Origin of the sequence: Xanthobacter cornucopiae, assembly GCF_043195065.2 — a bacterium.
Lineage (GTDB): Bacteria > Pseudomonadota > Alphaproteobacteria > Rhizobiales > Xanthobacteraceae > Xanthobacter.
The window spans coordinates 2,686,664-2,709,823 of sequence record NZ_CM195531.1 but is presented as its reverse complement, the minus strand read 5'-3'; the positions used below and the strand labels follow the sequence as shown (position 1 = coordinate 2,709,823).

Here is a 23,160-nt window from a genome sequence, read left to right as displayed (position 1 = left end):
AGCCTGTCATGCCCGCGTCGAGGGGGGCGACTAGGGTCCCGCCCGGGCCGAATCGCCGCCGGGGGCTGGGCCTGGCCGGCGACAGGAGCGGGCATCATGATCGCGCGTGCGTCCATTCTCTTCGTGTGCCGCGACAATGCGGGGCTCAGCCTCATGGCCGAGGCCCTCACGACGCATCTTCACGCCGGCGTGCGGGCCTTCAGCGCGGCCATGTCGGCGCCCGCGCCGGTGGACGCGGCGGCGCTCGACTGCCTGGAGCGCTGCGGCATCGCCGTCGACGGGTTGTCGGCCAAGCCGGTGGAGGTGTTCGGCCTGTCGGGCGCGCCACGGGTGGACATGGTGGTGGCGCTGGTGGACGAGGCGCATCGTGCCGCCCGCCGCCTGCCCTGGATGCACCCGCTGCGGCTGCGCGGCTGGGGCTTCGAGGACGTCTCGCGCGTCAGCGACGCACAGCAGCGCCGCCGTGCCTATCGCTGCCTGCTGCCGCTGCTGCGCGAGGCGGTGGCGACCCTGGTGGAGCAGGAACTGGCCCCCGCCGCCGCCTGAAGCCGGGACCCGTGAGCTCCACTGATCGATCGTCGGGACAGCCCGCGCGGCGAGCCGGTGGCTCGCCTGGTGGTGGTCCACGGCCGCTGTCCGTGACGTGAGGCGTCCTCAGGGCGTGACCGGCAGGGCGGCGCGCACATCCTCCAGGGCACGGCGCTGGCGGCCCTCGGCGTCGAAATTGGCGGGATCGAGCCAGGCCTCGAACGCGGCCCTGGCGCGCGGCCAGTCGGTGTCGAGCATGGCATACCAGGCGGTGTCGCGGTTGCGGCCCTTGACGATCATGTGCTGGCGGAACACCCCCTCGAAGGTGAAGCCAAGCCGCTCGGCCGCGCGCCGCGAGGGGGCGTTCAAGGCGTTGCACTTCCATTCGTAGCGGCGGAAGCCGAGGTCCTCGAAGGCGTGGCGCGCCATGAGATACATGGCCTCGGTGCCGGCGGGGCGGCGCTGGAGCGCGGGCGTGAACAGGATATTGCCCACCTCCACCACCCGATGGGCGGGCTCGACCCGCATGTAGGTGGCGTGGCCCACGGCGCGCCCGTCCGCCGTCTGCTCCAGCGCGAACAGCAGGGGATCGGCCTTGGTGGCGGCCTGGGCATAGAAGCGGACGAAGGCGTCGCGATCGGCAAACGGGGCGGCGCCCAGATAGGCCCACAGCGCGTCCCGCTCCGGCCCATGGGACAAGGCGTGCAGCTCCGCCCCATGGCGCCCGGGATCGAACGGCACCACCCGCACCAAGCGCCCCTCAAGGCGCACCGGTTCCGGGCGGCGGGCCGGCGGCCCCTCCACCGGCGGGCCCAGCGGCGGGCCCAGCGGCGGGCCTTCGGCGGCGGGACTGTCGGGGCGGGGGCTGTCGGGGGGGCGAGGGGCGGACATGGCGATCTCGTTGCGGGGGCGGCAACGGTGGCGCCGCCCCTGGGGGCATCAGATACGCCAGCGCGCGGCGGGACACCATGGCGGGGCGGAGGCCTTGCGCGCGCCGGAGATCGGTATATCGAGGGCGTCGCAGGTGCCCCATGCCGTTTCCCTCCCTCTCCCCCCGCCGTCCCGCCCCGCCGCCCGCTCCGGACCGCGGCGCGCGCCTTGTCGGGGTGGAGGTGACGCGCGGCGCGCGGGTGGTGTTCAGCGGCCTCGACCTGTCCCTTGGCGAGCGGCGCATCGGCCTCATCGGCGACAACGGGTCGGGCAAGAGCACCCTGCTGCGGCTCCTCAACGGCCTGGTCCTGCCCGATGCCGGAACGGTGGAGGTGGCGGGGCTCGACACCCGCCGCCATCGCCGCCAGCTGCCGGCGCAGGTGGGCTTCGTGTTCCAGAACGTGGATCACCAGATCATCTTCCCCACCGTGGGGGAGGAGATCGCCTTCGGGCCGCTGGAGCAGGGGTTGTCCCGGTCGGTCGCCACCGCCATCGCCGAGCGGCTGCTGGCCGCCCACGGCTGTTCCGGCTGGGGCGACCGGGCGGTGGAGGAATTGTCGGAGGGCCAGAAACAGCTGGTGTGCATTCTCGCAGCCCTGGCGTGCGGGCCGCGCCTGCTGCTGCTCGACGAGCCGTTCTCGGCGCTGGACCTGCCGACCCGGATTGCCTTGTCCGAGCGGCTCGCCGGCCTCGACCAGCAGGTGATCATGGCGAGCCACGACCTCGGCCTGTTCGCCGGCTTCGACCGGGTGGTGTGGCTCAAGGCCGGCCGGGTGGCGGCCGATGGGGCGCCGGACGAGGTGATCGCCCTGTACGAGGGGCATGCCCGGGCCCGGGCGGCGGAGCGGCGATGATCGGCGGCTACCTGGCAGGGACCAGCCCACTGCACCGGCTTCCGGCCGGGGCCAAGCTGGTGGCGCTGGCGCTGCTGTCCCTGCTGCTGCTGCCGCTGGACGACCCGTTCCTGCTGGCGGCGGCGCTGGCGGCGGTGGTGCTGGCCTATGCCGGCCTGGGGCGGGCCGGGGTGGCGCGCCTGGCGCGCTGGCGGGCGCTGCTGCCGGTGCTGGCGGTGATCGGCGTGCTGCAGGTGTGGGCGGCCTCGGTCGAGGTGGCGGCGGTGAGCCTGCTGCGCATCCTGCTGATGGTGCTGCTGGCGGACCTCGTGACCCTTTCCACCCGCCTGCAGGACATGATGGACGCGCTGATGGTGGTGCTGCGGCCGCTCGGGCGGTTCGGCCTCGATGCCCGGCGGCTGTCGCTGGCGGTGGCGCTGGTGCTGCGGTTCGTGCCGGCGCTGGCGGCCAATTGGCAGGGCCGCGCCGAGGCGTGGCGGGCGCGCAGCGGGCGGCGGCCAGGGCTGGCGCTGGTGGGCGCTTTTTTCTCCGGCGCGCTGCGGAGCGCCGACCAGGTGGCCGAGGCGCTGGAGGCGCGCGGCTTTTCCGCGCGCGAGGGCCGAGACTGACGGCCGCGACAGGGAGGAACGGGGTTGGAAACACGGATGCTGGTTCGCGTGGCCCTGGTGGCGGCGCTCATCGGGGCGCTGGGGCTGGTGCCGCCCGTCTTCCTGCCGCTGGTGGCGGGGGTGCCCATCACCACGCAGAATCTGGGGGTGATGCTGGCGGGCCTGCTGCTGGGCGCGCGCGGCGGAGCGGCGGCGGCGGCGCTGTTCGTTTTCGTGGTGCTGCTGGGGGCGCCGTTGCTGACCGGCGGGCGCGGCGGCCTCGGGGTGCTGGCGGGCCCCACGGTCGGGTTCTTCCTCGGCTTCATACCCGGCGCCTTCGTCACCGGCCTGCTGGCGGAGCGGCTGCGGCTCGCGCCATTGGCGTCGGCGCTGGTGGCGGCGTTCGTGGGCGGGGTGCTGGTGGTGTATCTGTGCGGCATTCCGGCGCTGGCGGCGGTGGCCGGCATCGGCCTGGCGAAGGCGGCGCTCGGCGCCGCGGTGTTCCTGCCGGGCGACGTGTTGAAGTCGGTGGCCGCGGCGGTGCTCGCCACCACGGTGCTGCAGGCCTGGCGGGTCGGCCGGCGGTCCTGACGGCGGCGTCACCACCCCGCCACGGGCGCGCTGTATGCGGTCCGGGCGGGCCCCGGAACGCGACGGTGGCGGTGGCGTTGGGGGAGGGCCCGGGCGGCGCTCACCGGCCGCGATGCCGCCCTTTGGCCTCCCCTTCGCCGCCCCTTCGCCGCCCCTTGGCTCAACCCTTCATCCGCATCGGAACGTGTTCGATGACACAGACCTTCCAGGTTCCGCTTTTTCCGGGCTCCGTGCCCGTTCCCGAAGGCGGTGCGGGGGTGGAGCCGGGCGCCGGCGCCGCCCCGCTTCCCGCGGCGCTGCGCGCCACCCTCGGCAAGGTCGAGCACGCGGCGGCCGGGGAGGATGGGGTGGAAGTGGTGCACGAGGCCCGCAAGAGCCTGAAGGAATACCGCGCCCTGCTGCGCCTGGTGCCGGGCGCTGCGGCCCGCGCCGCGCGCCGCCACGCGGCGGAGGTGGCGCGCCAACTGGCCCCGGCGCGGGACCGCGCCACCGCGCGGGAGGCGCTCGACCTGCTGGAGGGCGTGGGGCTGGCCGCAGACCTCCAGGCAGCGCGCGCGGCGCTGGGGGTGGCTGACGATTCGCAGGCGGATGGCGATCTGGAGGCGTTGCGGGCGATCCTAGCGGGGTTCCGCGCCGATGCCGGGGCGCGGCTTGAGGCCGGCCTGGAGGCCGAGGCGGCGGGGGCCGATCTCGTGGCCGGCCTGCGGCGGGGCTATCGGGCGGCCCGGCGCGGCCGCCTCGACGCGGCGGTGGCGCTGCATGAAACCCGCAAGCGGGTGGTGACGCATCGATACCAGATGAGTTTCGCGGCGACCTACCTCACCGGCCGGGGCGCGGTCCGGGCCGGCCGGGCGCAGCGCCTGCGCGACGTGCTGGGGGCCTTCCAGGATCTGGAGACCCTGCGCCCCATGCTGCATGATGCCGCGCCCCGGCTGGAGCCTGGAGTCGTGAAGCGCCTCGATCACGCCATGGCGCGCCTGCAGAAGCGCCTGCGGCGCCATGCGCAGCGCCAGCACAAGGCGCTGTTCGGCGCGTCGTCGCGGCAGTTCGCGCGCAAGCTCGAGCGGCGCCTGGCGGCGGCCGAGGCGGCGTGATGCCGCGTGCCCTTGCGGCCGCCGTGTTTCGTCACAATCATGGAGGGTGGCGTCGCCAGCGCCGCGATGCGGGAAATTCCCCAATGTGGGAGGTTCCTCGATGTGGTTTCCTGCCAGCGCTACGGAATCGTCCCGCCGTCGTGGTCGGCGGCGGGGTGAGAGGCGGTTCCCGCCCGCACGGCCATTGAGCGGCGTGTGATCGCGCCCCAATCGAGGGCCGGAGCCGATGGGACGAGAGGCCGGCGCGTGCCGCGCCGCGAGATAAGGAAGAGTGATCCATGCCCGCCGAACCCCCTGTCGCCGCCGCCGATGTTGTCCGGGACACGGTGTCGGGCGTCCCGCAGCCGGCGCCGGCACCGCACCTGCCGGCCCGCGTCGATACGGCGGCGGGAGCGCCGGAAGAGCCGGCGGGTGGGCAGCTGCCGCGTCCGGACCTGCTGATCGCGCGGGCGCTGGTCACCCTCAGCCGGCTCGACGACAGCGATTTCGACCGGGGTAGCGGGCTGGAGGCCTTGCGCGCCGTGGACCGGGCGGTGGCCGCCGGGGTGGCGCATCTGACCTCCGGCTTCTCGCCGACCGCGCTTACCCTCGCCTTCATCGACTGGTGGATGCACCTGTCCGCTGCGCCGGGCAAGCGCGCCGAGCTGGCGGTGAAGGCGGCGCGCAAGCTGGCGCGCTTCTATCCGAGCATGCTCGCCGCCGGCCTCGACCGTTCGACCGGCCCGGCCATCACGCCGCTGGAGGGCGACGACCGCTTCCGCGCGCCGGAATGGCAGACGTGGCCCTATCGCTTCTGGTCGCAGGCGTTCCTGCTGCAGCAGCAGTGGTGGCACAACGCCACCCATGACGTGCCCGGCACCGATCCCCACAACGAGGCGGTGGTGGCGTTCGTGGTGCGGCAGCTGCTGGATATGGCCTCGCCGTCCAACAATCCCTTCACCAATCCGGAGGTGGTGCACCGCACGCTGGCCACCGGGGGCATGAATTTCGTTCAGGGCTGGCGCAACGCCGTCGAGGACCTGACCCGCAAGGCGGCCAACCGTCCGCCGCCCGGCGCCGAGGCGTTCCAGCCCGGCGAGACCGTGGCGGTGACACCCGGCGAGGTGATCTTCCGCAACCATCTCATCGAGCTGATCCAGTATCGCGCCACCACCAGCGAGGTGAAGGCCGAGCCGGTGCTGATCGTGCCGGCGTGGATCATGAAGTATTATATCCTCGACCTTTCGCCGCATAATTCCCTGATCCGCTACTTGGTGGACAAGGGGCACACGGTGTTCTGCATCTCCTGGCGGAACGTGTGGGAGGAAGACCGCGACCTCGGCTTCGACGACTATCGCCGGCTGGGGGTGATGGCGGCGCTGGACGCGGTGAGCGCGGTGGTGCCGGGGCGCAAGATCCACGCCGCGGGCTATTGCCTGGGCGGCACCATCCTGTCGGTGGCCGCCGCCGCCATGGCCCGGGCCAAGGACGACCGGCTGGCCTCGGTGACCCTGTTCGCGGCGCAGACCGATTTCTCGGAGGCCGGCGAGCTGCAACTGTTCGTGGACCCGAGCGAACTCTACATTCTGGAAAGCATGATGTGGAACCAAGGCTACCTGTCCGCCGGGCAGATGGCTGGCGCGTTCCAGATGCTGCGCTCCAACGATCTCGTATGGTCGCGCATGGTGCATGAATACCTTATGGGCGAGCGCGCGCCCATGAACGACCTGATGGCGTGGAACGCGGATGCCACCCGCATGCCCTACCGCATGCATTCGGACTATCTGCGCAAGCTGTTCCTGGACAACGACCTTGCCGCCGGCCGCTATGAGGTGGACGGCCGGCCGGTGTCGCTGCTGAACCTGCGGGTGCCGTTGTTCGTGGTGGGCACCGAACGCGACCATGTGGCGCCGTGGCGCTCGGTGTACAAGATCCACCAGCTCACCGATACCGACGTGACCTTCGTGCTCGCTTCCGGTGGGCACAATGCCGGCATCGTCAGCGAGCCGGGGCACAAGCACCGCCACTATCGCATCCACACCACCAAGCTCGGCGAACTGCATCTCGGTCCTGACGAATGGGTGGAGGTGCTGGGGCCGGAGGAGGGGTCCTGGTGGCCGGAGTGGGAAGCCTGGCTCAGCGCGCGGTCGTCCGCTGGCAGCTACAGCCTGCCGCCCCTCGGCGCCCCCGGCTATGCGCCACTGTGCCCGGCACCGGGGACCTACGTGCTGGAGCGCTGACGCCGGCTTCATCCGTCGCCACCGCCGCGCGGCGGCCACCCGCTGGAGGTGCGGCCGGTGGCCTTCGGGAGCGAAGCCGGGTTTTCCAGGCCCCCGGCCCGCGGTGCGCCCCGCATCGGGAAACGCCCGGCGTGCCGGCGCCGCATGTCAGGGGCCGCGTTTGGGGGCCGCGTTTGGGGGCCGAAGTGAGGGGCTCCGCCCGTGGTCGGGCGCTGCACTCGGTGGGTGTCGCGTGAGCGATGGCCGAACTTGCTGGCGCGGCGATTGAGCGCGCTACCAGCGGGGGGCCTGCGGCGGGGGCGTTGCCCTTGCCGGTGCCCGGGTTGGAGGTGCTGCAGTGTGGCGCGCCGAATCCGGGGGGCGCCGGACCGCCCTCGCGGCAGGGGCGGGGGCATTCGGAAAGGCAGGGCTGGCGCGCGGGTTGGGGTGCGGCAGCTCAGACGTCGGGCACCAGCACCGCGGCGCCGCTGAGGCGGCCGCTGCGCAGGTCATCAAGGGCCGCGTTGGCCTGGGTCAGCGGGTAGGGCGTCACATGGGTGGTGACGCCGGCCCGCGGCGCCAGCGCCAGGAATTCGTGTGCATCGGCCCGCGTGAGGTTGGCCACCGACAGGATCTTGCGCTCTTCCCACAGCCAGCGATAGGGGAAGGACGGGATGTCGCTCATGTGGATGCCGCCGCACACCACGCGCCCGCCCTTTTTCACCGCCCGCAGGGCCTGCGGCACCAGCTCTCCCGCCGGGGCGAAGATCAGGGCCGCGTCCAGCGGCTCCGGCGCCGGCGCATCCGAAGGGCCGGCATAGGTGGCGCCGAGGCTGCGCGCGAAGGCCTGGGCCTGGGTGTCGCCGGGGCGGGTGAAGGCATAGACCTCTCGTCCCTGCCAGCGTGCCACCTGGGCGATGATGTGGGCCGCCGCGCCGAAGCCGTAGAGGCCGATGCGCCGGCCGTCTCCCGCCATCTTCAGCGTGCGCCAGCCGATGAGGCCGGCGCACAGCAATGGCGCCAGCGCGGCGTCCGCGCCATCCTCCCCCAGCGGATAGGCGAAGGCGGCATCGGCCAGCGCATGGGTGGCGAAGCCGCCGTCGCGGGTGCAGCCGGTGAAGTCCGGGGCGTCGCACAGGTTTTCCTCCTGCGCGGCGCAATAGGGGCAGGTGCCGCAGGCGTGGCCGAGCCAGCCCACCCCCACCCGTTCGCCGCGTCGCAGGTGGGACACGCCGGCGCCGAGGGCCGCCACCCGGCCGACGATCTCATGGCCGGGCACGATGGGCAGGCGGGTCTGGGGCAATTCACCGTCCACCACGTGCAGATCGGTGCGGCAGACGCCGCAGGCGGTGACCTGGATGAGGACCTGGCCGGGGCCGGGTGCGGGATCAGGCCGCTCCTCGCCGACCAGCGTCCCTCCGGCGTGATGCAGGACCATGGCGAACACAGGCGGCCTCCTCGGTTCGGGCACCGCCCATGCTACGCCCGAGGCGATGCGCCGGCGCCATGATCTTTCGCAACGCCGGCGGCGCGCGGCTCAACTGCCGCCGATGAAGATGCCGGCGGCCAGCACCAGGGCGCCGCCGAGCACCACCTGCATCACCGAGCGCCAGAACGGGGTTTCCATGTAGCGGTTCTGGATGAAGGCTATGGCCCACAGCTCCACGAACACCACGGCGATGGCGATGGCGGTGGCGGTCCAGAAGTCCGGGATGAGGTAGGGCAGGGCATGGCCGAGGCCGCCCAGCGCGGTCATGGAGCCGGAGGCGATGCCGCGCTTGACCGGCGAGCCGCGCCCGGAGATGACGCCGTCGTCATGCACCGCCTCGGTGAAGCCCATGGAGATGCCGGCGCCCACCGCGGCTGCCAGGCCCACCAGCAGCGTGGTGTGGGAATTCTGCGTGGCGAAGGCGGTGGCGAAGATGGGAGCGAGGGTGGAGACCGAGCCGTCCATGAGCCCGGCCAGCCCCGGCTGCACCCAAGTCAGCACGAACTGGCGGCGGGCTTTCTCGTTCTCCTCCTCCTTCTTGTCCACGGGCAGGTACCGCTCGGCCAATTCGCCGGCGATTTCCTCGTGCTGGAGTTCTTCCCCCAGCAGCCGCTCCAGCAGGGCGCGGGTGTCGGGATCGGAGGCCCGGTCCTTGGCGTGGCGGTAGAAGTTCGCCGATTCGTCCTCCATCAGGCCCACTTCCTGACGGATGCGCGCAAGGCCGAGGTTGCACACGTACCAGACCGGCCGGCGCTGGTAGTAGCCGGCGATGCTCTCGCGGCGGATCAGCGGCACGTGGGGACCGAAGCGGCGCTCGAACTCGCGGGTCAGGTTGCGCTGGTGCCCGGTCTCCTGCTTCGACATGGCGTCGAATACCTTGGCGGTGTCGGGGTAGTCCTTGCGCAGGTAGTCGGCATAATCGGCGTAGATGCGCGCATCGTCCTCCTCGGAGGAGATGGCGAGGGCGAGCACGTCCCGTTCCGAGAGATCGGAGAAGCGGCGGCGGCCGGGGAAGAATGAGGGCATCGTGGAATGTCCTAAAGTAGAATTATTCTAAAATGTAGCCCGTTCCGCCTCCGCTTCAATGGGGAGCTTGTGCCGCGCGCCATTGCCCGGGGCGCCGGGCCGGCCGGTATCATATCTCAAACCGCTGGCATGGTGCGCGCGCCGGGGTCCGGGTCGCGGGCGGCATCCAGCAGCGCCGCCAGGGCCGGCAGGCGGCGGGGATGCCAGAAGGGGGCGTCGGGCCAGCGCCCTTCCAGGGCGTAGAAGGTGGCGCGCTGGCGCACATGGGCGGTGAAGCGCGCGAACACGTCGGCCTGGTAGGCTTGGAGCGGGGCCGGATTGCCGCCGAGCGCCTGCGCCACCGCGTGCCCTGCGTCGGAACCGCCCTGCAGCGCGCTCATGATGCCCTGGGACAGCAGCGGATCGCCGCTGGCGGCGGCATCGCCCACCGCCAGCCAGTCCGGCCCGACGACGGCGCTGAGGATGGCGACCGGGGCCGGGGACGCGTGCGGCGTCGCCCTGTCGAGGTCCGCCTGTGCCGCCGCCAAGGCGGGGCCGACCAGCAGCGTTCGCGCCAGCGCCTGTCGCCATGCGCCGGCCTCCCGGAGGCCGGCCGCGCGCCGGGCGGCGGCGTCGCTGGCGAGGGCGACGATGGCATGGCCGCCCGGTACGGGAGCGGCGTACCACCAGCCGTCCGGCGTGGCTTCCAGCAGGGTGCGGGCGGGCATCGCTCCGGCCAGGGGCAGGCGCGCATGGTGGACATGCAGCGTGTCGAGCGCGTTGCGGGCGACGCCCAGGGCCCGCGCCGCCACCGCCGCCGCGCCCGAGGCATCCACCAGCAGCCGCGCCGTCAGCCGGACGGCGCCGCCCGGGCCGTCGAGGCGCAGGCGATGGCCGCCGGCCGGCCCCGGCTCCAGCCCGCGCAGCCGGGTCCGGGCCAGGAGGGGAAGGCCGGCGTCCCGCGCGGCCTGCCGCACCATGCGGTCGAAGCCGGCGCGGTCGAGGTGCCAGCCCCCGCCCAGCGGCGCGAAGATGGCGTCGTTGTAGCCGGTGCGCGCCTTGCCCCAGCGCGAGGAACTGCCGCTGGAGGGCAGGTGTCCGGCGGCCAGGAACCGGTCCCACAGGCCGAGGCGCAGCAACGGCGCCCGCGCCGCGCCAGGGATGGTCTCGCCGATGCGGGGAGCGGGCGGGGCATCGTCCGCGCCTTCGGCGTCGATGAGCACCACATGGCGGACGCCCAGCCGTGCCAGCGTCACTGCGGTGGCGCAGCCGGCGATTCCAGCGCCGACGATAGCGACTGCCGCCGCCTCGGGGACGGGCGCCGCAGCGCCCGTGTCCTGCGTCGTGTGGTGCGCCGGTTCCTGCGCTGCGTGTCTCTGCATGTTCGCCATGGGGGCGAGGTGTCGCCGCGCTCAGGGCGCGGGGGGGCTATTGTACAGGGGCCAGGGCGGGGCGGTGTCGTCCGGCCCGGTCTCGAAGCCGCAGGCCACCTCCAGCAGCGGATCGTCCGCAGCGGGAGGCCGCGCCTCGGGATTGATGCGGCTCGCCTGCACCACGAAGCCGGTCTTGAACCAGTTTTCCACGAACGCGCGGTCGTTCTGGAAGCGGCCGAAATTGCCGGGATAGAGGGTGGCGGTGCCGGCGCCGCGGATGGCGAACACCTGGCGGCCGGGGGTCCAGCCGGTGCCGGGATCGAAGTGCGAGAGCGCCGCCGGGAACACCGCCACCGGCCGCTCCGCCGGCCACGACCAATAGAGGGTCTGGTCGTTGTTGGGGTTCGGATTTGGCGGATGCAGCGCGCATCGGTTGTAGTCGACATGCCAGGGCACGGCCATGAACTTGGTGACGTCACCCGGCTCCACCGGCGCCGTCCGCAGCGGGATGTAGCCGACGCCGAGGAACGGCTGGTCGGCGCGGGCGGCGGCATAGTCGAGCGGCGCGGGATTGATGCGGAAGGGGCCGGTGTCGGCCCAGTCGCGGATGTAGAGATTGGGGTCGCGCACCGGGAACGTGACCTCGATGCCCGGGCTGAAGCGCCCGCCGAGGCAATTGGCCAGGGCCACCCGGTCCAGTTCCTCCCCGGCGCCCAGCGCCCGGCGCGGGCCCGGCGCGAAGCGGCCGGCATGCCATTGGCGCAGCATGAAATACTGGGTGGGGGTGACGGTGAGATAGGGATTGTTGTTGTCGCCCAGGGCCAGCGGCATGAGCGGGGCGGCGGTGGTCAGCGCCGCCGGGTCCTGCGGGTTGCGGATGAGGCCGGAAATGCTGGCGATCTTGGTGCGCGGGTCGTCGGCGGGGGTGATGGCGCCGATCAGCGCGTGCGCGGCCACCGCCACGTCGCTCAGGTTGGTGTTCCAGCGCTGTAGCACCACCGCATTGAAGAAGGGGCGGATGTCATCATCGAACGAGACGGTGTAGCCGGTGTTGAAGGCGCCGCCGGCATAGAGCTGCGGGGTGAGCGCCAGCTCGCGCACGAAGGTGTCGTGCACCTCGTCCCAGGCGGTGACGACGTTGCGCGTCTGCGGGGCGAAGCCGGGGTCGCCGGCCAACGCCCAGGCGCCCACCGCCGGTTCGCTGCTGCCGTCGGCATAGATCACGGTGGCCGTCACCGGCCCGTCGGCGATGTCGTCGAACCACAGGTCGTTCTCGGTGCCGTAACCGGCGCCGAGGGTGGGGGCGGCGCCGTCGACACGGATGCCCACGGTCCGCCCCAGCCCGGGGGCCAGCACCAGCCGGCCGGTGCCGGCCTCGGCGCGCATGTCGCCCAGGGTGTCGATGGGGCCGAGCGGCGCGTCGAGCTCGAAATGGTCCGCCGGAAAGCTCCGTGGATAGGCCGGCAGCGGCACCACCGCGCCGGAGGGGCCGGTGACGGTGGCCGGCGTCGTCCGGTCGAAGGCCACCACCCGGCCGGCGTCGGAGCGGGCCGAGAGCGCGCGGGGGCCGGGGTCGATGACCAGCGCGCGGCGCCGTTCCACCGCCTCCGCCGGGCCGAAGCGGGCATTGCGCAGCGGCGGCAGCCGGCCGTTCACATAGCGGTTGAGGCCGGCCACGCGGCCTGGCTCCTCCTCCAGCACGAAGGAGGAGAGCTTCTTGTTGGCGAGGTGAACCTGCCAGACGATGTCCACCACCGTCCTGCCGTTCACCACCGCGCCGAGGGTCACCTCGGTGCTCTGGCCGGTGGGGTAGGCAGTGGTGTCGTAGGCATGGATGCGGAAGCGCACGGCCTGCCGCTTCAGGCCGCCGGCCGGGTCGCGGAAGTCGTCGGCGGCGATGGGGGCGCCGGTGTCGGGGTCGAGCGGCAGCCCGCCCCAGACGGCGGGGCCGCTGGCCGGCAGCTCGCCGGCGGCGGTTTCGGGGGCAAGGTAATAGGCGCTGGAATTACCCACGCGCGCCACGCCGATGGCCGGGTGGATGCGCAGGATGGTCCGTTCCGGCGCCACCGCCGGCGTGCGCGCCTCGCCGGCGGCGGGCCGTGCGCCCAGGGCCGCCGTCGCCGCAAGCAATGTGGTGCCCGCGGCGCCCTTCAGAAGGTCGCGTCGATCCATGGTGTGTCGCCCCCGTTCCGCGCGAAATGTGGCGCGAAACGGGGGCGGTTTCAAACGTAACCTGAGCTGTTCCCGCTCATTCCGAGATCTTGCGGGCGCGGCTGCCGAGGGTGCGCAGGCGCAGCGCGTTCAGCTTGATGAAGCCGGCCGCGTCGCGGTGGTCATAGGCGACCGCGCCTTCCTCGAACGTAACCAGCTCCTGGTTGTAGAGCGAGTAGGGGCTCTTGCGGCCGACCACCGTGGCATTGCCCTTGTAGAGCTTCACGGTGACCTCGCCGGTCACATAGGCCTGGGAGTGGTCGATGGCGGCCTGGAGCATCTCGCGCTCGGGCGAGAACCAGAAGCCGTTGTAGATGAGCTCCGCATAGCGGGGCATCAGCTCGTCCTTGAGGTGGGCGGCGCCGCGATCGAGCGTGATGCTCTCGATGCCGCGATGGGCGGCGAGCAGGATGGTGCCGCCGGGGGTCTCGTAGACGCCACGCGACTTCATGCCCACGAAGCGGTTCTCCACCAGGTCCAGGCGGCCGATGCCGTTGGCCTTGCCGAGCGCGTTGAGCTTGGTGAGCAGGGTGGCGGGGGAGAGCGCCTCGCCGTCGATGGCCACCGCGTCGCCCTTCTCGAAGGCGATGGTGATGAGGGTCGCCTCATCGGGGGCGGCCTCCGGGGAGATGGTGCGCTGGTAGACATATTCCGGCGCGTCCTCGGCCGGGTCTTCCAGCACCTTTCCTTCGGAGGAGGAGTGCAGAAGGTTCGCGTCCACCGAGAACGGGGCTTCGCCGCGCTTGTCCTTGGAGATCGGAATCTGGTGCTGCTCGGCGAATTCCAGAAGGCGGGTGCGGGAGGTCAGGTCCCACTCGCGCCAGGGGGCGATGACGGTGATTTCCGGCTCGAGGGCGTAATAGCCCAGCTCGAAGCGCACCTGGTCGTTGCCCTTGCCGGTGGCGCCGTGGGACACCGCGTCGGCCCCCGTCTTGCGGGCGATCTCGATCTGCTTCTTGGCGATCAGCGGCCGGGCGATGGAGGTGCCCAGCAGGTACAGCCCCTCATAGACCGCATTGGCGCGGAACATGGGGAACACGTAGTCGCGCACGAATTCCTCGCGCACGTCCTCGATGAAGATGTTCTCCGGCTTGATGCCGAGCAGCTCGGCCTTCTTGCGTGCCGGCTCCAGCTCCTCGCCCTGGCCGAGATCGGCGGTGAAGGTGATCACCTCGCACTGGTAGGTGGTCTGGAGCCATTTCAGGATCACGGAGGTGTCGAGCCCGCCGGAATAGGCCAGCACCACCTTCTTCACGTCACGCGCCATCAGGTCTCTCGATGCAAGGGGATAAGGGGAAAACCGGCGCGGACTATAGGCCCGCGCGCCGCGCTGGCAAGAGAGCGCCTGCAGGGGACGCCCCCCCAACGGGCGGAGAGCCCCACGCCGGGATGGCCTTTCCGGACGAGAGCGCCCGCACGGGGAAGTGCCGGGCCGTGGTGGGCCGGGCGGAGGGAGGGGGAGGAGGCCCAAGGCGCATCCCGACCCGCCGGCTGGGCCGGCGGGCGCGCGGGCTGGGGGGCCGGCCTTGGGGGCCGGGCTTGGGGGGCGGGCTTGGGGGCTCAGCCCTCCAGCTCCTCCCGCAGGATCTCCAACCGCAGCCATTCCTCCTCGGCGGCGTCCAGCGCCCCGTGGGCCTTGGCGAGGGCGGCGGAGGTCTTCTCGAACCGGGCCGGATCGCGGGCATAGAGCTGGGGGTCGGCCAGGACGGCGGCGAGCGCCTGGGCCTCCGCCTTCAGCTTCTCGATGGTGGCCGGCAGGGTCTTCAATGCATGCTGCTCATGGAACGACAGGCGCTTGCGGCCCTTGCCGGCGGCCGCGGCCTCGCTTTTGGCCGGCCCCTCCGCCTTCGGCGCGGCGGCGGGCGCGGCCGCCTTGGCCTTGGCCTCCACCCCGCGCCCGCGCTGGATCACCATGTCCGAATAGCCGCCGGCATATTCGCTGAACACGCCGCCGCCCTCGGCCATGATGACGCTGGTCACGGTGCGGTCGAGGAAGTCGCGGTCATGGCTCACCAGGATCACGGTGCCGGAATAGTCGGCGACCATCTCCTGCAGCAGGTCCAGGGTTTCGAGGTCGAGGTCGTTGGTGGGCTCGTCGAGCACCAGCAGGTTCGAGGGCGCCGCCAGGGCGCGGGCCAGCATGAGCCGGCCGCGCTCGCCGCCGGAGAGCACCGACAGCGGCGTGTTGGCCTGCTCCGGGGTGAACAGGAAGTCCTTGAGATAGCCCATCACATGCTTGGGGGTGCCGCCCACCATGACCGAGTCCGAGCCGCCGCCCGTGAGCGCGTCGCGCAGGGTGGTGGTGGGGGCGAGCGCGGCGCGCTTCTGGTCGAGGGAGGCGATCTCCAGGTTGGTGCCGAGCTTCACGGTGCCCGAATCAGGCGCGAGCTCGCCGGTGAGCAGCTTGATGAGCGTGGTCTTGCCGGCGCCGTTGGGGCCGACGATGCCGATGCGGTCGCCGCGCTGGATGCGGGTGGAGAAGGCCTTGACCACGGTCTGCTCGCCATAGGCCTTGGTGATCGCCTTGGCCTCGATCACCAGCTTGCCGGAGGTCTCGCCCTCGGTCACCTGGAGCTTCACATTGCCCTGGGCGCGGCGCTCCTCGCGCCGGTCCTTGCGCATGGAATGCAGCAGGCCGAGCCGGCGCACGTTGCGCTTGCGCCGGGCGGTGACGCCGTAGCGCAGCCAGTCCAGTTCGGCGACGATCTTGCGATCGAGCTTGTGGCGCTCGGTCTCCTCCTGCTCCAGCACGCCGTCGCGCCAAGCCTCGAAGCCGGTGAAGCCCTGCTCCAGGCGGCGGGTCTGGCCACGATCCAGCCACACGGTGGCGCGGGAGAGGGTTTCCAGGAAGCGCCGATCATGGCTGATGAGCACCAGCGCCGAGCGCAGCCCCTTCAGCTCGCTTTCGAGCCATTCGATGGCGGGCAGGTCGAGATGATTGGTGGGCTCGTCCAGCAGCAGCACGTCCGGCTCGGGGGCGATGACGCGCGCAAGCGCTGCCCGGCGGGCCTCGCCGCCGGACAGGTGCGCCGGATCCTCGTGCCCCGTAAGGCCGAGCTGCTCCAGAAGATATTGCGCGCGATACGCCTCGTCGCCCGGTCCGAGGCCGGCCTCGACATAGGCGAGGGTGGTCGCGAAGCCGGCAAAGTCCGGCTCCTGCGGCAGATAGCGCACGGTGGCGCCGGGCTGGAAGAAGCGCGTCCCGTCATCGGGCGCGATCAAGCCCGCCGCCACCTTGAGCAGTGTCGACTTGCCCGAGCCGTTGCGCCCGACCAAGCACACGCGGTCGCCCGATGAGACGGAGAGTTCCGCCCCATCAAGCAGAGGGGTAGCGCCGAAGCGCAGGTGGATGTCTTGGAGCAGGATCAGCGGTGGGGCCATGACGCCCGCTTAAAGCCACCGGCGCCGGAACGCAAAGGGGGTGCGTTCCACGGCCGCTGCTCCACGCCGGTTTTGTCGTGAATGCGACATATCATTCACGCGGGACGCCGGCCCAGGGGCTCGCAGCCGCATGCGCAGTGCTACGATCACCGCCGGGCGCAAGCCCGACGTCGACGACATCCCGAACCGGTATCAATGGAAGGTGGTCGCGCCGCCCAGGCGCCTCATTTCATCTTTGAGAACAAGCTTCTTGCGCTTGAGCTCCGCAACACGGACGGAGTCCGTGGCGGGGGAGGCGAGTTCGCGGGCGAGCTCCTGATCGAGGGCCGCGTGGCGACGCTTCAACTCCTGAACGTGCGACTGGATGGACATGCTGAGCCACTCCCTGTCTGCATCACGCCATGGAGTGTGTCACGGAGTTGACACTGAGTCGACCACCTTTCTTGCGAGCGGCGCGGGAAGATGTCTTGCAGTGCGAAACGCCCATGCCATAGTCGTCGGGCGCGGCGGCGGGTGTCGCGGCGTCCCCAGGCCGCGAGCGCGCCGCCTGAAAAGGCATCGGCGGCATCGTTTCGGGACCGTCGCCGGGGCTTGTCCTGGTGGGGCGCGGGTTGGGGGCGTGATGTCGGAGGCCGTCGGTTCGGGACGGGCCGGCGGGGAAGACGGCGGATGGCCCGTGGTGCGGTGCGGCGGCTGGATCGCCGCTGCCGCGGCTCCCTCGCGGGGCGGCGGGCACGGGGCGGGCGCGGGTTGCGACGGATGGGTGCATGACCAGTGACGAGGAACGGGATCTCAAGATCCTCTTGGAGCGGCTGAAGCAGGAGCATCGCGACCTCGATGTGGCCATCGAGGCGCTGACCGGGGTCGCCGGCTCCGACGTGCTCCAGCTGCAGCGGCTGAAGAAGCGCAAGCTGCAGCTGAAGGACCGCATTACCCATCTCGAGGACCAGATGTTTCCCGACATCATCGCCTGACGGCGCGCCGCGCTGGCGCACCGGGAGGCCCCCGCCCCGCGCCGTGCGCGCAGCCGCGCTATTCTCGGAGCTGCGCCGTGCTCAGAGCTGCGCGAGCAGCGCCACGGCGCCCGAGATGTCGGCCTTGCCGGGCGCATTCTCGATGTTCAGCGTTTTCACCACGCCGTCCTCGACCAGCATGGAATAACGCTGCGAGCGGATGCCGAGGCCGCCCGCGGACGCATCCAGGGTGAGGCCCAGGGCGGTGGCGAAGCTGGCATCCGCGTCCGACAGGAACAGGATCTTGCCGGCGGCGCCGGAGACGGCTTCCCAGGCGCCCATCACGAACGGATCGTTCACCGCCACCACGGCGATGGTGTCCACGCCCTTGGCGCGGATGGCCTCGGCATGGGCCACATAGCCCGGCAGGTGGTTCTTGTGGCAGGTGGGCGTGAAGGCGCCGGGCACCGCGAACAGCACCACGCGCTTGCCCTTGAAGATCTCGTCCGTGGTCTTGAGCACCGGACCGTCGGCGGTCGGCACGCGAAAGGTGGCGGCGGGCAGGCTGTCGCCGACCGAGATGGACATGGCTCTCTCCGCGAGGACGCGGCCCAAGTGGCCGCGACCGGACAATACGGGGTTTTACGGAGGAGGAAAGGCCCGGTACCGCCGCCCGGCCCGCCTTATCGCGATGACGGCGCGGCCTGGGGCACCGCTTCGGCGGTCACCGAGCGGGGCGTGTCCGAGAGGGTGAAAGTGAGGCGCGTGTCGCGCGGCTCCGCCCCGGGCGGCATCCCCTCCAGCGGCAGGGTGAAGCGGGCGAGGCCCCCGGGCAGGGCGGTCTTCTGCGGCAGCGGCAGCGCCCAGTGGCTGTCCGGCCCCTCCACGAACAGATCGGCCATGGGGGTGGCCACGCGCGCCTCCACCTCCAGGCGCGGTGGCGTCGCCGTGGCGTCGATGCGGGCGGCGAGGATGGCGGGGACGCCATCGGCGCCCAGCGCCACCGGCTCCGGCACCTTGGCGCGGGCGGCGGCGATGCGCTGCGCCGCCGTGGCATCGACGGGACCGTCGAGGGCCAGGGCGAGCCGCGCGTTGGCGGGCATGCACAGCGCCTCGCAGACGGCGAAATTCAGGTCGAGGTCCAGCCGCGCCGGCAGCGCCGGGTCCTTCAGCGTGACCGTGAGGGGAAACAGCACGCTCGACTTGTAGCCGATGGCGAAGCCGTTGCCGCCGTCCGCGAAACGCCGCGGCGCCGGCCAGTCCACCGTCACCGCGGCCACGTTCTGTGACCCCGCGAAGGAGATATCCGGCGGCACGCCGCTGTCGCCGGGATAGCGCCAATAGGTCTTCCATTGCGGATGCAGGCGGATCTCGAGGCCGGCCTCGCGCACCGCCGCGGTGCCGCCGGCGGCGATCAGCCGGACCTCGGCGCCGGTCACGCTCACGGCGTCGGTTTCGGCGGCGCCGGCGGCGCTCAGTCCCGCAAGGAGGATCAAGGCGCCCGCCGACGCCAGAAGGCGCCCGGGACGGGGGCCGGCGGGCCCGGCGGCAGGGGGGAGGGCGGGAGCTTGCATGCCGTTGGCGGTAGCGCCTCGCGCGGCGTCCGCAAAGGTCCCGCGACGGTGTCCGCACGCACAAGGCCGTGAGGGCCGCCAGCCGCGCCACCCCACGGGCAAGCCGAAGTGATGGCGCCGCCCGTGCTGGTGCATTCCCAAAATGCCGGAGCCGGGTTACGCTTGTGATATGAGCGCGACCGAAACCCCGAATGCGCCGGCAGGCGGCCCGCCTTTCCTCGACGGGCAGATGCTGATCGCCATGCCCACCATGCGCGACGAGCATTTCGCGCGCACCCTGGTGTATCTGTGCGCCCACTCCGCCGAGGGCGCCATGGGCATCGTGGTGAACCAGCCGGCCAGCCATATCGACTTCGGCGACCTGCTGGTGCAGCTCGACGTGGTGCCGGCGGCCGAACGCATCCTGCTGCCGGAGAGCGCCGGGTCGGTGAAGGTGCTGAAGGGCGGGCCGGTGGAGACCGGGCGCGGCTTCGTGCTGCATTCGGCCGACTATTTCATCGAGAATTCCACCCTGCCCATCGACGACGGCATCTGCCTCACCGCGACGCTCGACATCCTGAAGGCCATCGCCGGCGGCACGGGGCCGCGCAGCGCGGTGCTGGCGCTGGGCTATGCCGGGTGGGCGCCCGGCCAGCTGGAGGCCGAGATCCAGGCCAATGGCTGGCTCAACTGCCCGGCCGATCCGGACCTGATCTTCCGTCGCAGCATCGAGACCCGTTACGACGCGGCGCTGCGCAAGCTCGGCATCGATCCGGGCATGCTCTCCAGCGAGGCCGGACACGCCTGATGCCATCGGCCCCGGTCTTCGACCGGTGCCAAATGGGTCCGCTCAAGCGCCGCGCGGGCGTGACCTAAGGCCCATGAGCCACGCTCACAGGCTTTGGTATGAGCGCCTCCGCGGGCGATTCCGCGGCCGAAACGCGCGCGCCATCGTTTTGGGCGCGCCTTTCGGTTTGCACGGGTTCGGCCCTGCGGCTTGAGCTTTCGGGCTGGAGGGCGTGCGACGCGGGTGTGAGGCCACCGGCCACGGCCCGATGGCAGCCGCCGTCGGCTGCGCCGAGCGGCCTCAGCCAAGCGGCCTTCGCAAAGGCCGCGCGTGGCCCCTTTCCCGCGATCCCGCAGGATCGCGACATCAAGCTGGAGCGAGCGACCGCAACGTTTGGCGGGGCTTGGCCAGCCTCGCGTGGCCCCCTCGGCTCTCCGGCTGCATCGCGAATCGCATTGCCCGTCGGTGCTTTGGTGTACGACTTGGGCGCAAGATTTCGCGCCCTGTCGGGTTCCCGCCGCAAGGCGACGCTACCTGTTGTCGGCGCCACCTGTCGGCGTAACTTGGCTACACCGCTGAGCTGAGCCACTTTGGAGCCACTTTGGAGCCACCTGGGGAAGCCAGTTGGCCACGGCCCGTGGCGGGGTCACTCCGCCGCGGCGCTCTTCTTCTTTTTCTTCGGCTCCGCCGGTGCCGGCTCGATCAGGGCGCGGCAGTCCTCCGCCGTGAGCGGCTCGCCGAACACCACGCCCTGGGCGTATTCGCAGCCGTAGCGGCCCATCTCCACCGCCTCGCCTTCGCGCTCCAACCCCTCGGCGATGACATCCATGCCCAGTTCGTGGGCCAGCTCCACCAGGGAGTTGACGATGATGGGCCGGGCCGCCCGCGCCGGCCCCTTGGCGGTATCGCGCACAAAGCGCTGGTTGATCTTGATGGTGTCGAAGGGGAAGCGCTGCAGGTAGGCGAGGGAGGAATAGCCGGTGCCGAAGTCGTCCAGCACCAGTCCGGCGCCCAGCTCCTTGACGCGGTTGAGCAGCACGGCGGCGTATTCGGGGTTTTCCATCACCAGCGTCTCGGTGATCTCGAGCTTCAGCGAGCCCGGCGCCACGTGGCTGCGCGCCAGCACCGATTTCAGGTCCTGCACCAGGTCGTGCCGCAGCAGCTGGCGCGAGGAGACGTTGACGTGGACGAACAGCGGCGGGTCCACGCGCAGCATGCGCTGCCAGATGGCGAGCTGGCCGGCGGCCTTCTCCAGCACGAACAGGCCGAGGTCGAGGATCAGCCCTGTCTCTTCCGCCAGGGACAGGAACTCGGCGGCGGTGAGTTCACCCAGGCGCGGGTGATTCCAGCGCATATAGGCCTCGAAGCCGCCGATGGCGCGATCCCCCAGGCGAACGATGGGCTGGTAACGCACGAAGATCTCGCCATTGTCGAGGGCCGCCTTCAGCTCCGCTTCCAGGGCCACGCGGTCGATCTTCTGCTGGCGCATGGCGGGGCGGAACACCTCGATGCGGTCGCCGCCGATGCGCTTGCCATAATACATGGCGAGCTCGGCATCCTTGAGCACGTCGTCGCGCTTGCCCACCTCCGGGCCCGACAGCACCAGGCCGATGGACGCGGTCACGAACACCTCCTTCTCGGCGAAGGTGATGGGCGCGCGGAGCGAGCGGCGCAGGGTGTCGGCGAAGGTGGTGATGCGCTCGGGGTCGCGTTCGGACATCAGGATGAGGCCGAACTGGTCACCGGAGATGCGGGCCAGGGTGTCCTGCGGGCGCAGCAGACGCATCAGCCGGCGCGACACCGTGAGCAGGATGGAATCAGCCACCGCCATGCCGACCTGGACATTGACCTGCTTGAACCGGTCGAGGTCGATCACCATCACCGTCGGCTTCACCTTCTGGTCGAGCCGGGCGAGGGTGAGGGCCTGGTCGAGCCGGTCGAGGAACAGCTCGCGGTTGGGCAGGCCGGTGAGATTGTCGCGCACGGCGTCATGCAGCAGGCGCTCGGCGGCGATGCGCTCGCCGGTGACGTCGAACAGGGTGCCGACACAGCGCACCACCTCGCCGTCGGCCCCCACCACCGGGCGGGCCTTCAGGTTGAAGGTGAGATAGTGGCCATCGATGGCCTTCAAGCGGAAGTCCTGGTCGATGCGGCCGCGGCGCTGGTCGATGATGCCGTCCAGCGTGGCGCGGAAGCGGTCGCGGTCGGCGGGGTGCAGCACCTCCAGCCAGCCGGCGGCTTCGGTTTCCAGGGAATGGCGTTTCAGCCCCAGCGCTTCTTCCGCTTCCGGGGAGGTGTAGATCTTGTCGGTATCCACATCCCAGTCCCAGACGATGAGGCCGGACCCGGCCAGCGCCAGCGCCCGGCGCTCCAGCTCCGAGGTGGAGCCCTGGATGACGCCGATGCCGGCGAAGGCGTGCTGCATCACCGTGAAGCCGATGAGCATGACAATCAGCACCAGGCCGCCGGACAGGGCAGGGGCGGCGAGGTCGTTGCTGATGATCCCGGCCACCGTGAGCCCGGCCATGAGCACCCACACCAGCAGCAGCGACCAGGTGGGGATGATGAGCACGGCGCGGTCGTAGCCGTGCTGCGACAGCCACAGCACGATGCCGAAGCCGGCCACCGCCACCGCCAGCAGCGACAGGCGGGCGATGCCGGCGGCCACCGGCGCGTCGAGCAGCGCCACCACCACCAGGGCGGCCAGGAAGGTGAGCCAGCCGGCCGCCACGTGCACGTAGCGCACATGCCAGCGGTTGAGGTTGAGATAGGCGAACAGGAACACCAGCAAGGTGGCGGTGAGAATGGCCTCGCCCGCCGCCCGCCAGAATTGCTCGGCCACCGGCGAGAGGCCGAACACCTTGGACCAGAAGGCGAAGTCGAGGCCGATATAGCCCAGCACCGCCCATGCCAGCGCCGCCGCCGCCGGGAACATCACGGAGCCCTTCACCACGAACAGGATGGTGAGGAACAGGGCCAGCAGGCCGGCGATGCCGATGACGATGCCGTGGTAGAGGGTGAAGGCGTTCACCCGGTCCTTGTAGGCGTCCGGCTCCCACAGATAGAGCTGCGGCACCGTGGGGGAGCCCAGCTCGGCCACGAAGGTGACGGTGGAGCCGGGATCAAGCGTCACCAGGAACACGTCGGCGTCGGGCGAATTCTGCCGCTCCGGCTTGAAGCCCTGGCTCGGCGTCAGCGAGATGATGCGCCGGTTGCCGAGGTCCGGCCAGAACAGGCCCGAGCCCACCATGCGGTAATAGGGGGCGACGATGAGGCGATCCACCTGCTCGTCGGTGTTGTTGGTGAGGGCGAAGGCGATCCAGTCCACATGCTGGCGCCCGTCGGAGCTCTGCACCTCGATGCGGCGGACCACGCCTTCGGAGTCGGGCGCGGTGGAAATCTGGAAACGGCCGTTGTCGGTGGTCTCGCGCTCCACGGCGGGGGCGAGGTCGGTCACCTTGGCGTCGAGGCGCAGCGCGATGGGCTCCAGCGCCCGCGCCGGGTCACACCCGAGGAACGCGAAGGCGGCAGCCAGGACAAGCGCGATGGTCGCAGCGAGGAATGAACGCAACGTCAAGTCTCCGCACCCGGAAACGGTCGGGCGGCGATTCGTTCACTAACGAAGG

19 protein-coding genes are annotated in these 23,160 nt (G+C 71.4%); 8 read left to right on the top strand and 11 right to left on the bottom strand.

Going from position 1 to position 23,160, the window contains the following annotated elements; all coding sequences use genetic code 11:
• Positions 1 to 96: 96 nt before the first annotated feature.
• The gene (locus V5F53_RS11895) at positions 97 to 546 is read left to right on the top strand and encodes an arsenate-mycothiol transferase ArsC (RefSeq protein WP_393997583.1); all 450 of its coding nucleotides are present in this window, start codon (positions 97 to 99) and stop codon (positions 544 to 546) included.
• Between the two features lie 108 nt (positions 547 to 654).
• Here the strand turns inward: V5F53_RS11895 and V5F53_RS11890 are convergent, their stop codons facing one another.
• Positions 655 to 1,419 (bottom strand): GNAT family N-acetyltransferase, encoded by a 765-nt coding sequence (locus V5F53_RS11890; protein ID WP_393997584.1) that lies wholly within the window; start codon positions 1,417 to 1,419, stop codon positions 655 to 657.
• A gap of 140 nt (positions 1,420 to 1,559) precedes the next feature.
• Between V5F53_RS11890 and V5F53_RS11885 the strand changes: the two genes are divergently transcribed.
• From V5F53_RS11885 to V5F53_RS11865, 5 genes are all read left to right on the top strand, one after another.
• Complete coding sequence (locus V5F53_RS11885) at positions 1,560 to 2,312, top strand: energy-coupling factor ABC transporter ATP-binding protein (RefSeq protein ID WP_393997585.1); 753 nt, start codon at positions 1,560 to 1,562, stop codon at positions 2,310 to 2,312.
• Entirely contained in the window at positions 2,309 to 2,920 is a 612-nt protein-coding gene (locus V5F53_RS11880) for a CbiQ family ECF transporter T component (protein ID WP_393997586.1), read from the top strand. The genes V5F53_RS11885 and V5F53_RS11880 overlap by 4 nt, the downstream gene beginning before the upstream one ends.
• 36 nt (positions 2,921 to 2,956) lie before the next feature.
• Positions 2,957 to 3,490: a biotin transporter BioY gene (locus tag V5F53_RS11875; RefSeq protein WP_393997587.1), complete on the top strand. Its 534-nt coding sequence runs from the start codon at positions 2,957 to 2,959 to the stop codon at positions 3,488 to 3,490.
• 191 nt (positions 3,491 to 3,681) lie between these two features.
• Entirely contained in the window at positions 3,682 to 4,584 is a 903-nt protein-coding gene (locus tag V5F53_RS11870) for a CHAD domain-containing protein (protein WP_393997588.1), read from the top strand.
• 278 nt (positions 4,585 to 4,862) lie between these two features.
• A complete protein-coding gene (locus V5F53_RS11865; RefSeq protein ID WP_393997589.1) occupies positions 4,863 to 6,803 on the top strand; it encodes a PHA/PHB synthase family protein in 1,941 nt (646 codons plus the stop codon).
• Positions 6,804 to 7,239: 436 nt separating this feature from the next.
• Here the strand turns inward: V5F53_RS11865 and V5F53_RS11860 are convergent, their stop codons facing one another.
• From V5F53_RS11860 to V5F53_RS11830, 7 genes are all read right to left on the bottom strand, one after another.
• Complete coding sequence (locus V5F53_RS11860; RefSeq protein WP_393997590.1) at positions 7,240 to 8,229, bottom strand: zinc-dependent alcohol dehydrogenase family protein; 990 nt, start codon at positions 8,227 to 8,229, stop codon at positions 7,240 to 7,242.
• A gap of 90 nt (positions 8,230 to 8,319) precedes the next feature.
• Positions 8,320 to 9,297 carry an iron exporter MbfA gene (gene mbfA / locus V5F53_RS11855; RefSeq protein ID WP_393997591.1) on the bottom strand — a complete coding sequence of 326 codons (978 nt, stop codon included), beginning with the start codon at positions 9,295 to 9,297 and terminating at the stop codon, positions 8,320 to 8,322.
• A gap of 116 nt (positions 9,298 to 9,413) precedes the next feature.
• Positions 9,414 to 10,658, bottom strand: a complete 1,245-nt coding sequence (locus V5F53_RS11850; protein ID WP_393997592.1) for an FAD-dependent monooxygenase — start codon at positions 10,656 to 10,658, stop codon at positions 9,414 to 9,416.
• A 30-nt stretch (positions 10,659 to 10,688) separates the two neighbouring features.
• A complete protein-coding gene (locus V5F53_RS11845; RefSeq protein WP_393997593.1) occupies positions 10,689 to 12,821 on the bottom strand; it encodes a LodA/GoxA family CTQ-dependent oxidase in 2,133 nt (710 codons plus the stop codon).
• 76 nt (positions 12,822 to 12,897) lie between these two features.
• Entirely contained in the window at positions 12,898 to 14,127 is a 1,230-nt protein-coding gene (locus V5F53_RS11840; RefSeq protein ID WP_393997594.1) for an argininosuccinate synthase, read from the bottom strand.
• A 293-nt stretch (positions 14,128 to 14,420) separates the two neighbouring features.
• Positions 14,421 to 16,241: an ABC-F family ATP-binding cassette domain-containing protein gene (locus V5F53_RS11835; protein ID WP_393997595.1), complete on the bottom strand. Its 1,821-nt coding sequence runs from the start codon at positions 16,239 to 16,241 to the stop codon at positions 14,421 to 14,423.
• A gap of 192 nt (positions 16,242 to 16,433) precedes the next feature.
• Entirely contained in the window at positions 16,434 to 16,613 is a 180-nt protein-coding gene (locus tag V5F53_RS11830) for a YdcH family protein (RefSeq protein WP_393997596.1), read from the bottom strand.
• A gap of 395 nt (positions 16,614 to 17,008) precedes the next feature.
• On the opposite strand from V5F53_RS11830, the gene V5F53_RS11825 reads away from it, so the two are divergent.
• The gene (locus tag V5F53_RS11825) at positions 17,009 to 17,215 is read left to right on the top strand and encodes a YdcH family protein (protein ID WP_393997597.1); all 207 of its coding nucleotides are present in this window, start codon (positions 17,009 to 17,011) and stop codon (positions 17,213 to 17,215) included.
• Between the two features lie 81 nt (positions 17,216 to 17,296).
• Here the strand turns inward: V5F53_RS11825 and V5F53_RS11820 are convergent, their stop codons facing one another.
• Both V5F53_RS11820 and V5F53_RS11815 read right to left on the bottom strand, forming a co-directional pair.
• Positions 17,297 to 17,782 carry a peroxiredoxin gene (locus V5F53_RS11820; RefSeq protein ID WP_393997598.1) on the bottom strand — a complete coding sequence of 162 codons (486 nt, stop codon included), beginning with the start codon at positions 17,780 to 17,782 and terminating at the stop codon, positions 17,297 to 17,299.
• A gap of 95 nt (positions 17,783 to 17,877) precedes the next feature.
• The gene (locus V5F53_RS11815; protein WP_393997599.1) at positions 17,878 to 18,690 is read right to left on the bottom strand and encodes a protein-disulfide reductase DsbD domain-containing protein; all 813 of its coding nucleotides are present in this window, start codon (positions 18,688 to 18,690) and stop codon (positions 17,878 to 17,880) included.
• Positions 18,691 to 18,937: 247 nt separating this feature from the next.
• Here V5F53_RS11815 and V5F53_RS11810 point away from each other — a divergent pair, with 247 nt between their 5' ends.
• Positions 18,938 to 19,555, top strand: coding sequence for a YqgE/AlgH family protein (locus V5F53_RS11810; protein ID WP_393997600.1), 618 nt, complete (start codon positions 18,938 to 18,940; stop codon positions 19,553 to 19,555).
• Between the two features lie 625 nt (positions 19,556 to 20,180).
• On the opposite strand, the gene V5F53_RS11805 is transcribed toward V5F53_RS11810, so the two are convergent.
• Positions 20,181 to 23,105 carry an EAL domain-containing protein gene (locus V5F53_RS11805; RefSeq protein ID WP_393997601.1) on the bottom strand — a complete coding sequence of 975 codons (2,925 nt, stop codon included), beginning with the start codon at positions 23,103 to 23,105 and terminating at the stop codon, positions 20,181 to 20,183.
• Positions 23,106 to 23,160: the final 55 nt, after the last annotated feature.

Coding starts and splice junctions, on each gene's coding strand:
- V5F53_RS11830 (WP_393997596.1), bottom strand. CDS start 16,613: ATGTCCATCCAGTCGCACGTTCAGGAGTTGAAGCGTCGCCACGCGGCC.
- V5F53_RS11880 (WP_393997586.1), top strand. CDS start 2,309: ATGATCGGCGGCTACCTGGCAGGGACCAGCCCACTGCACCGGCTTCCG.
- V5F53_RS11835 (WP_393997595.1), bottom strand. CDS start 16,241: ATGGCCCCACCGCTGATCCTGCTCCAAGACATCCACCTGCGCTTCGGC.
- V5F53_RS11840 (WP_393997594.1), bottom strand. CDS start 14,127: ATGGCGCGTGACGTGAAGAAGGTGGTGCTGGCCTATTCCGGCGGGCTC.
- V5F53_RS11870 (WP_393997588.1), top strand. CDS start 3,682: ATGACACAGACCTTCCAGGTTCCGCTTTTTCCGGGCTCCGTGCCCGTT.
- V5F53_RS11820 (WP_393997598.1), bottom strand. CDS start 17,782: ATGTCCATCTCGGTCGGCGACAGCCTGCCCGCCGCCACCTTTCGCGTG.
- V5F53_RS11865 (WP_393997589.1), top strand. CDS start 4,863: ATGCCCGCCGAACCCCCTGTCGCCGCCGCCGATGTTGTCCGGGACACG.
- V5F53_RS11875 (WP_393997587.1), top strand. CDS start 2,957: ATGCTGGTTCGCGTGGCCCTGGTGGCGGCGCTCATCGGGGCGCTGGGG.
- V5F53_RS11845 (WP_393997593.1), bottom strand. CDS start 12,821: ATGGATCGACGCGACCTTCTGAAGGGCGCCGCGGGCACCACATTGCTT.
- V5F53_RS11850 (WP_393997592.1), bottom strand. CDS start 10,658: ATGCAGAGACACGCAGCGCAGGAACCGGCGCACCACACGACGCAGGAC.
- mbfA (WP_393997591.1), bottom strand. CDS start 9,297: ATGCCCTCATTCTTCCCCGGCCGCCGCCGCTTCTCCGATCTCTCGGAA.
- V5F53_RS11890 (WP_393997584.1), bottom strand. CDS start 1,419: ATGTCCGCCCCTCGCCCCCCCGACAGCCCCCGCCCCGACAGTCCCGCC.
- V5F53_RS11825 (WP_393997597.1), top strand. CDS start 17,009: ATGACCAGTGACGAGGAACGGGATCTCAAGATCCTCTTGGAGCGGCTG.
- V5F53_RS11895 (WP_393997583.1), top strand. CDS start 97: ATGATCGCGCGTGCGTCCATTCTCTTCGTGTGCCGCGACAATGCGGGG.
- V5F53_RS11885 (WP_393997585.1), top strand. CDS start 1,560: ATGCCGTTTCCCTCCCTCTCCCCCCGCCGTCCCGCCCCGCCGCCCGCT.
- V5F53_RS11810 (WP_393997600.1), top strand. CDS start 18,938: ATGAGCGCGACCGAAACCCCGAATGCGCCGGCAGGCGGCCCGCCTTTC.